This is a genomic window from Lutibaculum baratangense AMV1 (assembly GCF_000496075.1).
GTDB classification, from domain to species: Bacteria; Pseudomonadota; Alphaproteobacteria; order Rhizobiales; family Tepidamorphaceae; genus Lutibaculum; species Lutibaculum baratangense.
In genome coordinates this window covers 1-9,241 of the sequence record NZ_AWXZ01000034.1, presented here as the reverse complement: position 1 = coordinate 9,241, position 9,241 = coordinate 1, and the positions used below count along the sequence as shown (strand labels likewise).

Sequence of the window (9,241 nt, the reverse complement as noted above, 5' to 3'; positions counted from 1 at the left end):
ACGATGCCGGTCACCGCGCCGAGGGCCGCGCCGGAGGAGACGCCGAGGATGTCGGGCGAGACGAGAGGGTTGCGGAAGAGCCCCTGATACGCCGCCCCGCCGACGACGATCGCGACGAGGACCCGCGGCCCCCTGATCCCGGTGATGACGAGCTCGGCCGAGCGGTCGAGTCCCGAGGGAACTCCGGCGATGCGCGACCAGACCCAGCTCGCGAGATCGCCTGCGGTCACGGGATACGCGCCCAGGGAGAAGGCGAGGAGGCACGCCGCCGCGAGGGCGAGGAGGCCGAGCCACACGCCCTTCGCGCCGCGCCGGCGGGCGCGCGTCCCTTGCCGTTCGCCGATTGTGTGCGATCCCGAGGCCATGTCAGGGGTTGAGGAGACGGGCCAGTTCCTCCTCCGTCAACTCCTTCATGTAGAAGAGCTCGTAGAACTCCCGCGTCACCTCCTCCAGCGGCTGCGGGAAGAGGTCGGGGTACAGGACGGCGGCGAGCCATCGGACGCCCAGCACGCGGTTCACCGACGGCGGGAAATCGATCCACGGGAAGGGGTACTGGGGCGCGACGAAACGTTCCGGCGTCGCGCGGACATGCACCCTGGCTATGGTCTCGACGAACTCGGAATGGTCGTCTTCAACGGGTGAGCGAGCAGCCGTTGGCGATAATGAATTGCATAAAACTGCAGTCGGAATGATACTGAGGCTCACACCTCCTGCGATCAAGGCCTCGCCCTCCGCGAAGATGGACATCCGGCAGCTCCAGTACCTCGCGGCGCTCGCCCGCGAGAAGCACTTCACCCGTGCCGCGGCGGCCTGCCATGTCACGCAGCCCACCCTGTCCGGCCGCATCCGACAGCTCGAGCAGGAGCTCGGCGTGTCCATCGTCAAGCGTGGCCAGCGCTTCGAGGGTCTGACGCCGGAAGGTCAACGTGTGCTCAAGTGGGCGCACTCGATCCTCGAGAACTGCTCGGCCCTGGAACAGGAGCTGGCGGCCCTGAAGGGGGAACTCGCCGGCCGTGCGGTCCTGGGCGTCATCCCTTCGGCATTGCCGACCGTTTCGGTGCTGACCAATGCCGTTCGCGAGCGCTTTCCGCTGATCACCTTCCAGGTGCTTTCGCAGACCTCTCGCGAGATCCTGCGCAATATCAGCGACTTCTCGATCGACGCCGGCGTCTCCTATCTCGACAACGAGCCGATCGGGCGGGCGATCAGGGTGCCGCTCTACAAGGAGCGCTACCGGCTCTTCGTTCGCGACGACCATCCCTTGGCGGAGCGCGCGCAGGTCGAGTGGGCGGAGGCCGCCATCCACCCGCTCGGCCTCCTGAGCCCGGACATGCAGAACCGCCGGATCGTGGACGCGATCTTCGCCAGGCTAGGCCGGGCGCCGGAGCCGGAGATCGAGTCGAACTCCGTGGTCAGCCTCTATTCCCACATCCGGCTGCACGGTCTCGCCTGCATTCTTCCCGAGCACTTCCTTCTCGTCTTCGACCGGGCCGACCGCATCCGGACGGTGCCGTTGGTCGAGCCGCAGGCGGAGTATTCCGTCGGGATCGTCGCCTACGACCGCGATCCGCCTCCCCCGGTCGTCGCCTCGCTCCTCGAGACGGCACGGACCTTCGAGCTCCCGGAGCCGTTCGCGCAGCGGCTCGCCTGAAAAGGTGCTGTAGTTTTATGCATTCAGTACAACTATGGCGCCATAGAGAGAAACGATTTGCGGGGGAAGGCCTAGGCCGCGACAGTCGTCTCGAGGAAAGAGGAGACGGCTTCGGCCGCAACGCCCCATGACGAACCCATTTCTCGACGATGCCCTCGACCTGGTCACGGCGACCGAGAACGCATGCGCGCGTCACCACAACGACCCCGCCGCTCTTCTGGAGATCCTGCACGATCTTCAGGAAGAGGTCGGCCACGTGCCGCAGGTGATCCTGCCGACGATCGCGAAGGCGCTGAACCTCTCGCGGGCCGAGGTGCACGGGGTCGTCAGCTTCTATCACGACTTCCATGAGACCGCCGGCGGCACGGTAAGGGTGCAGGTCTGCCGCGCGGAGGCCTGCCAGTCGATGGGCGCGCTCGATCTCATCGAGCGGATCTGCCGGCGTCACGGGGTGACGCTCGGCGAGACGAGCGCCGACGGCGGCATCACGATCGAGCCGGTGTACTGCCTGGGGAACTGCGCCCTGTCGCCGGCCGCCATGGTCAACGGCAGGCCGGTCGGCCGCGTCACCGAGGAGCGGCTCGACCGGGCGATCCGGGAGGCGCGGGCATGACGATCACCGTCTACGTTCCCAAGGACTCGGCCGCCCTTTCCGTCGGGGCCGACGAGGTCGCGGCGGCGGTGGCCCGGGAGGCGATGGCACGCTCCCTCGACATCCGCCTCGTGCGCAACGGCTCGCACGGCATGTTCTGGCTCGAGCCGCTGGTCGAGGTCGATGTCGGTGGCATCAGGCACGCCTACGGCCCCGTCGCGCCCGACGACGTCCCGTCACTGTTCGAGGTGGGCTTCCTGAGCGGAAACGGCCATCGGCTCGCGCTGGGGCCGACCCAGGAGATCGAGTATCTGAGGCGCCAGGAGCGGCTCACCTTCGCCCGCGTCGGCATCGTCGATCCCCTCGACCTCGCCGACTACGAGGCTCATGGCGGTCTGAAAGGCCTCAGGAAGGCTGCGGCGATGTCGAAGGCCGAGATCGTCCAGACGGTCGCGGACTCGGGTCTCCGCGGTCGGGGCGGGGCGGGCTTTCCGGCCGGCATCAAGTGGAAGACGGTTTCCGAACTGCCCGACGGCCGGAAATACATCTGCTGCAACGCAGACGAAGGCGACAGTGGCACCTTCGCCGACCGGATGATGATGGAAGGCGACCCGTTCTGCCTCATCGAGGGCATGACGATCGCCGGGCTCGCGGTGGGGGCGAGCGAGGGCTACATCTACATCCGCTCCGAATACCCCCACGCCATCGCGACGATGAAGGCGGCGATCCGGGTCCTCGAGGATGCCGGCCTCCTCGGCGACGATGTCGCCGGATCCGGCAGGCCGTTCCGCATGTTCGTCCGGCGGGGTGCCGGCGCCTATATCTGCGGCGAGGAATCCTCGATGCTGCAGTCGATGGAGGGCAAGCGCGGCACGGTGCGCGTCAAGCCGCCGATCCCGGCGATCTCCGGCCTCTTCGGCAAGCCGACCGTCGTGAACAACGTCCTGTCGCTCGCCAGCGTGCCGATCATCCTCGCGGAGGGCGCGGAGTTCTACAAGGACTACGGCGTCGGCCGCTCGCACGGCACGCAGCCCTTCCAGATCGCGGGAAATGTCAAACGCGGCGGCCTCGTCGAGAAGGCGTTCGGCATCACGATCCGCGAGCTCATCGAGGATTTCGGCGGAGGAACGGCTTCCGGCCGTCCCTTCCGTGCCGCTCAGCTCGGCGGCCCCCTCGGTGCCTATGTCGACAACGCGATGCTCGACACCTCGATGGACTACGAGGCGCTGGCCGAGGCGGGCGCGATGCTCGGCCATGGCGGCATCGTGGTCTTCGACGACACGGTCGACATGGCGGAGATGGCGCGCTTCGCCTTCGAGTTCTGCGAGATCGAGAGCTGCGGCAAGTGCACGCCCTGCCGCATCGGCGCGATCCGCGGCAAGGAGACCGTCGAGAAGATCCTGCGCGGCGAGGACGTCGCGAGGAACATCACGCTGATCGACGACCTCTGCCAGGTCATGACCGACGGCTCGCTCTGCGCCATGGGCGGCCTCACGCCCATGCCCGTCCTGAGCGCCATGCGCCTCTTCCCGGAGGACTTCGACAGAACGCCCTCCCGGGTGGCGGCGGAGTGAGGGGGAGGCTCTCCATGACCTCTCTCCATGCTTCCCCCTTGCTCCCCACCGCCGGGTCCCGCCCGTGGCGGGCAACCGCAACCGACCAGAACCGAATTCCAGGAGTGGAACCATGGCAATCCTGAAGGAGCCCGATTTCGGCACGCCGAAGTCGAAGGCCGCCACGATGGTCTCCCTCGAGATCGATGGCATCAAGGTCAGCGTGCCCGAAGGCACCTCCGTCATGCGTGCTGCGCGTCAGGTCGGCCAGGAAGTGCCGAGCCTGTGCGCCGCGGACATGCTGGATGCCTGGGGCTCGTGCCGCATGTGCCTCGTGGAGATCGAGGGCGCCCGCGGCACACCGGCCTCCTGCACCACGCCGGTGCGCGAGGGCATGAAGGTGAAGACCCAGACGCAGCGGCTCGAGAAGATCCGCCGCGGCGTGATGGAGCTCTACATCTCCGACCATCCGCTCGACTGCCTGACCTGCGCCGCGAACGGCGACTGCGAACTGCAGGACACGGCGGGCGAGGTCGGCCTGCGCGACGTGCGCTACGGCTTCGAGGGCGAGAAGCACTTCGGAGCGGGCGCCGACCCGAAGGACGAGTCGAACCCTTATTTCACCTTCGATTCCTCGAAATGCATCGTCTGCTCCCGCTGCGTGCGCGCCTGCGAGGAGGTGCAGGGCACCTTCGCCCTGACGATCCAGGGCCGCGGCTTCGACTCCAAGGTCTCCGCCGGCATCATGGCCGACGACTTCTTCGGCTCCGAGTGCGTCTCCTGCGGCGCCTGCGTGCAGGCTTGCCCGACCGCGACGCTGCGCGAAAAGGCGGTGCACGAGCACGGCGTGCCGAACCGGAGCGTGCTCACGACCTGCGCCTATTGCGGCGTCGGCTGCTCGTTCAAGGCTGAGCTCCAGGGTGACCAGGTCATCCGCATGGTGCCCCACAAGGACGGCGGCGCGAACGAGGGGCACTCCTGCGTGAAGGGCCGCTTCGCCTGGGGTTACGCGACCCACAAGGACCGCGTCACGACGCCGATGATCCGCGAGAAGACCACCGATCCCTGGAAGGAGGTGAGCTGGGACGAGGCGATCCACTACGCCGCCCAGCGCTTCAGGACGATCCAGGAGAAGCACGGCAAGGGCTCGATCGGCGGCATCACCTCGTCGCGCTGCACGAACGAGGAGGTCTACGCCGTCCAGAAGCTGATCCGCGCCGCCTTCGGCAACAACAACGTCGACACCTGCGCCAGGGTCTGCCATTCGCCGACGGGCTACGGCCTGAAGACGACCCTCGGCACCTCCGCCGGCACGCAGGACTTCAAGTCGGTCGAGCAGTCGGACGTCATCCTCGTCATCGGCGCGAATCCGACCGACGGGCACCCGGTCTTCGCCTCGCGCATGAAGAAGCGGCTGCGCGAGGGCGCGAAGCTGATCGTGGCCGATCCCCGCCGCATCGACCTCGTGCGCTCGCCCCACGTCGCGGCGTCCCACCACCTGCAACTCAGGCCCGGCACGAACGTCGCGCTGATGAACGCGCTCGCCCACGTCGTGGTGACGGAAGGCCTCGTCGACGAGGCCTTCGTGGCAGAGCGGTGCGAGGCCAGGGAGTTCGACCGCTGGCGCACCTTCGTCGCGGAGGAGCGGAACTCGCCGGAGGCACTGGAGGAGAAGACGGGCGTTCCGGCCGATGATGTCCGTGCGGCGGCGCGCCTCTACGCCACCGGCGGCAATGCGGCGATCTATTACGGCCTCGGCGTGACGGAGCACAGCCAGGGCTCCACCATGGTGATGGCCATGGCGAACCTCGCGATGGCGACCGGCAACATCGGCCGTGAGGGCGTCGGCATCAATCCGCTGCGCGGCCAGAACAACGTGCAGGGCTCCTGCGACATGGGCTCCTTCCCGCACGAGTTCTCGGGCTACCGCCACGTCTCCGATGACAAGGTGCGCACGCTCTTCGAGGGCGACTGGGGCGTGAAGCTCTCGCCGGAGCCGGGCCTCAGGATCCCGAACATGTTCGCGGCCGCCGTCGAGGGCTCGTTCCGCGGGCTCTTCGTGCAGGGCGAGGACATCGCACAGTCCGACCCCAACACGCGCCACGTCACGGCAGCGCTCGAGGCGATGGAGTGCATCGTCGTCCAGGACCTCTTCCTTAACGAGACCGCCGCCTATGCGCACGTCTTCTTCCCCGGTACGTCGTTCCTCGAGAAGGACGGCACGTTCACGAACGCCGAGCGGCGCATCAACCGCGTGCGGCCGGTGATGGCGGAGAAGAACGGCGGGATGGCCGAGTGGGACGCGGTCTGCCGGCTCGCCCGCGCGATGGGCTACAACATGCACTACGACAGCGCGTCCGACATCATGGACGAGATCGCCCGGCTGACGCCGACCTTCAAGGGCGTGAGCTTCGCGCGGCTCGACCGCGAAGGCTCCATGCAGTGGCCGGTGGACGATGCGGCACCGAACGGCACGCCGACCATGCACGTCGCGGGCTTCGTGCGCGGCAAGGGCCGATTCATGATCACAGAGTACGTGCCGACCGAGGAGCGCACGAACCGTTCGTTCCCGCTGATCCTGACGACAGGCCGCATCCTCAGCCAGTACAATGTCGGCGCGCAGACGCGGCGCACCGAGAATTCTCGCTGGCACGAGGTGGACCGCCTCGAGATCCACCCCTTCGACGCGGAGGAGCGGGGCATTGCCGACGGCGACATGGTCTCGATCCAGAGCCGGATGGGCGCCGTCACCCTGCCGGCGATGATCTCGGAGCGCATGCCGCAGGGCGTCGTCTACACGACGTTCCACCACCCGACCTCCGGCTCGAACGTCATCACCACCGACCAGTCCGACTGGGCGACGAACTGCCCGGAATACAAGGTGACGGCCGTGCAGGTCGCGCGCTCGAACCAGCCCTCGGAGTGGCAGATGGAGCTCGAGAACCTCTACGAGACGAACTACCGGCGCGCCGCCGTCGAGCCGGCCGAGTGACGGGCATGACCGGAGGAGAACGGGCGCGATGAACACGGCCACTTTCGTGGGCGGCGAGGATCTCGCCGACCTGATCCGCATGGCGAACCAGATCGCGGCCTTCTTCGGGGCCTATCCCGAAGACGAGGCCGTGCCGGGGATCGCGGGGCACATCAAGGACTTCTGGACGATGCACATGCGCCGCAAGCTCGACGCCCACATCAGGGCGGGCGGGGAGGGACTGGACCCTCTCGTCATGAAGGCATGGCCCGGCGCCGACGCGACGCGAGCCGCATGAGCGCGGCAACGGCCCTGACAGTGGCGGACGAGCGGCCCGTGCGGCTGCCCGCCACGAAGGCGGTGGTGCCCAGGACAGCCTGGCGGAGCGGGATCAGGCCGGGGGGCGACCGGGCGGTGCCGGAGGAGACGGCGATCGCGCTGACCTACAATGGCGCGACGCAGGCCGTGATGATGGCGACGCCCGACGACCTCGAGGATTTTGCAGTCGGCTTCAGCCTGACCGAGCGCCTCGTCACGTCGCCGGACGATATCGAATCGATCGAGATCATACCCCTCGACGACGGCATCGAGGCGCGGCTTTGGGTGAGCGAATCTTGCGGCGCACGCCTCGCCGAGCGCCGCCGGACGATGGCGGGGCCGACGGGATGCGGCCTCTGCGGCGTCGAGAGCCTCGCGGAGGTGCTTCCCGTGCCGCGGCAGGTGGGCAGCACTGCCCGATTCTCCGTCTGGGAACTGATGACCGCCATGGCCGCACTGGGCGAGTCGCAGCCCCTTCACCAGGCGACGCGAGCCGTCCATGCCGCTGGGTTCTGGAGCCCCGAGGCCGGGCTCGGAATCGTCCGCGAGGATCTCGGACGTCACAATGCGATGGACAAGCTCGTCGGGGCGATGGCACGGCATAGACTTCCGGCTGCCGGAGGCATCACCGTCATCACGAGCCGCGTCTCGGTCGAGATTGTGCAGAAGGCGGCGGTTCTGGGAGCGCCGGTATTGATGGCGGTCTCGGCCCCGACGGCGCTGGCCATACGGACCGCCGAGGCGGCCGGCATCACCCTCGTCGCGGTCGCACGGGATGACGGCTTCGAGATCTTCACCCGGGGCGACCGGATCTCCCAGTAAGTGGAGCCGGAGCGACCTCAGGGCCCGGTGCGTCCGCCGCCCGCGTTGAAGTGGACTTGGCCCACGCCGCCGAGATCGTAGCCGTCGCTCGCCTCCGCCATCTCGCGGAAGGAGGCCGAGCGAACGAAAGCGAGGAAGTGCTGGAAGGCCGGCTCGAACCATGATGCGCGGTCCACCAGCAGGTCGAACCGTTCCCGTGTCACCGGAACGAATTCGAGGCGATACTGCCGTGCGATCGACCGGAGGCCGAGCGCCACGTCTGCCCGTCCCTCGGCCACTGCGGCGGCCGCGTCGTTCTCCGTCCGGGCGGGCCTGACGAAATCGATCGTCTCGGGATCGATTGCCGCTTCGCGCAGCAGCTCCTCGAGGAGTGCCTGGCTGCCCGCCTGGGGCTGGCGCGGCACGACCCTCGCGGTCGCCAGGTCCTCGACGCCGCCGATCCCCTTCGGATTGCCCGCCTCGACGAGGAAGCCGCGATCACGCCATGCCCACTCCACGAGCACCGCGTTCGCGTGGGCGAAGCGCTCCTCCACGAAAGGGACATTCCACTCCTCGCCCGACACCGTGCGCAAGTGAAGACCCGTCGCGATGCCTCCGCCGGCCTCGAACCGGTCCAGTCCGTCGAAGCTGCCGTCGAAGAAGGTCGCGATGCCGGACCCCGACTCGCGCACCGCCCAATCGAGAAGGGGATCGTGGCTCCCCAGCAGCACCTGTGGCCGTGCCCGCGGAGCCGCCCCCCGTCCCGTGGCATTCTCAGCGAGCCACGCCTCGATCTCGACCCGGTGGAACAGGAGCTTGCCCACCGCGCGGGTGCACGGGATCTCGCCGGCCGCCGCGAGATCGTAGACGCGGCGCTCCTTCAGCCGAAGCAGATCGGCGACTTCCTTGGTGGTCAGGTAATCCGGAGCGTGTCGAGCCATCGTTGCCGATATGCGTGCAAAGGCATCCCGGAGTAAAGCCACAGCGCTCGGGTCTCGGGTTCTTCATCGGCTGGCAGGTTCGCGAGCGCCGGAAGGACGCGATCTTCCGCCCGTTTACGATGCCTCCTCCTGCCACGATCCGGAACCGAGCAGTCGGTCCGGATTCGGCCAGATTTGCCCATCCCGGTGACCTGCCACTGAGTTTTTCCTCCAGAAGCGATTAGAGTCCGGCCCGAGGGAAGGGACGGACGGATGAAGCGGAAGCGGTTCACGGAAGAGCAGATCATCGCGGTTCTGCGCGAGCATGAGGCGGGGGCGAAGACGGGCGATCTCGCCCGCAAGCACGGGGTCTCCGAGGCGACGCTGTACAATTGGAAGTCGAAGTACGGCGGGATGGACGTGTCCGACGCCAAG

10 protein-coding genes are annotated in these 9,241 nt (G+C 67.9%); 7 read left to right on the top strand and 3 right to left on the bottom strand.

The features are described 5' to 3' along the window. Together N177_RS11935 and N177_RS11930 are read right to left on the bottom strand one after the other, a co-directional pair. Positions 1-365, bottom strand: a 365-nt coding sequence (locus N177_RS11935; RefSeq protein WP_040485696.1) for an iron chelate uptake ABC transporter family permease subunit, incomplete at its 3' end; no start/stop codon positions are given. A 1-nt stretch (position 366) separates the two neighbouring features. After that, positions 367-594 carry an ABC transporter solute-binding protein gene (locus N177_RS11930; RefSeq protein WP_023432590.1) on the bottom strand — a complete coding sequence of 76 codons (228 nt, stop codon included), beginning with the start codon at positions 592-594 and terminating at the stop codon, positions 367-369. Positions 595-688: 94 nt separating this feature from the next. Between N177_RS11930 and N177_RS11925 the strand changes: the two genes are divergently transcribed. The 6 genes from N177_RS11925 (at position 689) to fdhD (ending at position 7,907) form a co-directional block, all read left to right on the top strand. Next, positions 689-1,651, top strand: coding sequence for a LysR family transcriptional regulator (locus tag N177_RS11925; protein ID WP_023432589.1), 963 nt, complete (start codon positions 689-691; stop codon positions 1,649-1,651). Between the two features lie 127 nt (positions 1,652-1,778). After that, the gene (locus tag N177_RS11920) at positions 1,779-2,264 is read left to right on the top strand and encodes an NADH-quinone oxidoreductase subunit NuoE family protein (RefSeq protein WP_023432588.1); all 486 of its coding nucleotides are present in this window, start codon (positions 1,779-1,781) and stop codon (positions 2,262-2,264) included. Continuing rightward, positions 2,261-3,817 carry a formate dehydrogenase beta subunit gene (locus tag N177_RS11915; RefSeq protein WP_023432587.1) on the top strand — a complete coding sequence of 519 codons (1,557 nt, stop codon included), beginning with the start codon at positions 2,261-2,263 and terminating at the stop codon, positions 3,815-3,817. The genes N177_RS11920 and N177_RS11915 overlap by 4 nt, the downstream gene beginning before the upstream one ends. A gap of 112 nt (positions 3,818-3,929) precedes the next feature. After that, a complete protein-coding gene (fdhF, locus tag N177_RS11910; RefSeq protein ID WP_023432585.1) occupies positions 3,930-6,788 on the top strand; it encodes a formate dehydrogenase subunit alpha in 2,859 nt (952 codons plus the stop codon). 28 nt (positions 6,789-6,816) lie between these two features. After that, entirely contained in the window at positions 6,817-7,065 is a 249-nt protein-coding gene (locus N177_RS11905) for a formate dehydrogenase subunit delta (protein ID WP_023432584.1), read from the top strand. Next, the gene (gene fdhD, locus N177_RS11900; RefSeq protein ID WP_152527908.1) at positions 7,062-7,907 is read left to right on the top strand and encodes a formate dehydrogenase accessory sulfurtransferase FdhD; all 846 of its coding nucleotides are present in this window, start codon (positions 7,062-7,064) and stop codon (positions 7,905-7,907) included. The genes N177_RS11905 and fdhD overlap by 4 nt, the downstream gene beginning before the upstream one ends. A 17-nt stretch (positions 7,908-7,924) precedes the next feature. Here the strand turns inward: fdhD and N177_RS11895 are convergent, their stop codons facing one another. After that, positions 7,925-8,827, bottom strand: coding sequence for a helix-turn-helix transcriptional regulator (locus tag N177_RS11895; RefSeq protein WP_040485695.1), 903 nt, complete (start codon positions 8,825-8,827; stop codon positions 7,925-7,927). Between the two features lie 252 nt (positions 8,828-9,079). Here N177_RS11895 and N177_RS11890 point away from each other — a divergent pair. Then, on the top strand, positions 9,080-9,241 hold a 162-nt coding region (locus N177_RS11890), incomplete at its 3' end, for a transposase (RefSeq protein WP_040485694.1).